The organism is Burkholderia sp. E168m23 (assembly GCF_016586125.1).
Classification (GTDB): domain Bacteria; phylum Pseudomonadota; class Gammaproteobacteria; order Burkholderiales; family Burkholderiaceae; genus Burkholderia; species Burkholderia orbicola.
In genome coordinates this window covers 1-1,140 of the sequence record NZ_BCPP01001443.1, presented here as the reverse complement: position 1 = coordinate 1,140, position 1,140 = coordinate 1, and the positions used below count along the sequence as shown (strand labels likewise).

Sequence of the window (1,140 nt, the reverse complement as noted above, 5' to 3'; positions counted from 1 at the left end):
AAATCGCGTGTCCCGAGGAAATTGCGTACCGGCTCGGCTGGATCGATGCGGAGCAGCTCGAAACGCTCGCGCACAAGCTCGCGAAAAGCGGTTACGGCCGCTATCTGCTCGATCTGCTGAGCAAGGAGGTCGCGGCATGACACGGGTGATCGAGACACCGTTGCCGGGCGTGCTGCTGATCGAGCCCGGCGTGTTCGGCGATGCACGCGGCTTTTTCGTCGAAAGCTTCCGGGCAAGCTGGCTGCGCGATGCGGGCGTTGACGCCACCTTCGTGCAGGACAACCAGTCGCGCTCGCGGCGCGGCGTGCTGCGCGGGCTGCACTACCAGCGGGTGAATCCGCAAGGCAAGTTGGTGCACGCGTCGCGCGGCGCGGTCTACGACGTCGCCGTCGACATCCGGCGCGGCTCGCCGTCCTTCGGCCGCTGGTTCGGCGCGCTGCTCGACGACGTATCGCACCGGATGCTATGGATTCCGCCCGGCTTCGCGCATGGCTTCTGCGTGTTGTCCGACGAGGCCGACTTCGCGTACAAGTGCACGCAGTATTACGATCCCGATTCGGATGCGGGTGTGCGCTGGGACGATCCGGCGATCGGCATCGACTGGCCGGATTCCGGCGCACCGTATCAGTTGTCGGACAAGGATCGTCGGCAGCCGCCGCTCGCCGAACTCGCCGCCGGCGCGCCGGGGATGCTGCCGGCCTACGGGAGCGCGCGATGACGATCGTCGTGACCGGCGCACTCGGCCAGGTCGGCCGCGAACTGGTGTTGCGCGCGGGCGAGCAGCCGCTCGTCGGGCTGTCGCGCGCCGCGCTCGACATCGACGACGCAGACGCGGTGCGCCACGCGCTCGACGAACAGCGCGCCACGCTCGTGATCAATGCCGCCGGATGGACCGCCGTCGACCGCGCGGAGGCCGAGCCCGATGCCGCGTGGCGGGCGAACCGCGACGGCCCCGCCGTGCTGGCCGACGCATGCGCCGCGCGCGGCATTCCGTTGCTCCATCTGTCGACCGACTATGTGTTCGACGGCCGCCTGCCTGGCCCGTACGCGGAAGCCGCCGCCGTCGGGCCGCTCGGCGTATACGGCCGCAGCAAGCTCGCGGGCGAGGAAGCGGTGCGCGAGCGGTTGCCCGACCGTCAC

General features: G+C 69.8%; 2 protein-coding genes and 1 pseudogene. All 3 read left to right on the top strand.

From position 1 onward, the window contains the following. Positions 1-140 (top strand): annotated as a pseudogene (locus JMF90_RS38030) (glucose-1-phosphate thymidylyltransferase); the annotation flags it as partial. After that, the gene (gene rfbC / locus JMF90_RS38025; RefSeq protein WP_011695036.1) at positions 137-718 is read left to right on the top strand and encodes a dTDP-4-dehydrorhamnose 3,5-epimerase; all 582 of its coding nucleotides are present in this window, start codon (positions 137-139) and stop codon (positions 716-718) included. The pseudogene JMF90_RS38030 and the gene rfbC, both read left to right, overlap by 4 nt. After that, on the top strand, positions 715-1,140 hold a 426-nt coding region (locus tag JMF90_RS38020; RefSeq protein ID WP_201326441.1), incomplete at its 3' end, for a sugar nucleotide-binding protein. The genes rfbC and JMF90_RS38020, both read left to right, overlap by 4 nt.

Coding starts and splice junctions, on each gene's coding strand:
- rfbC (WP_011695036.1), top strand. CDS start 137: ATGACACGGGTGATCGAGACACCGTTGCCGGGCGTGCTGCTGATCGAG.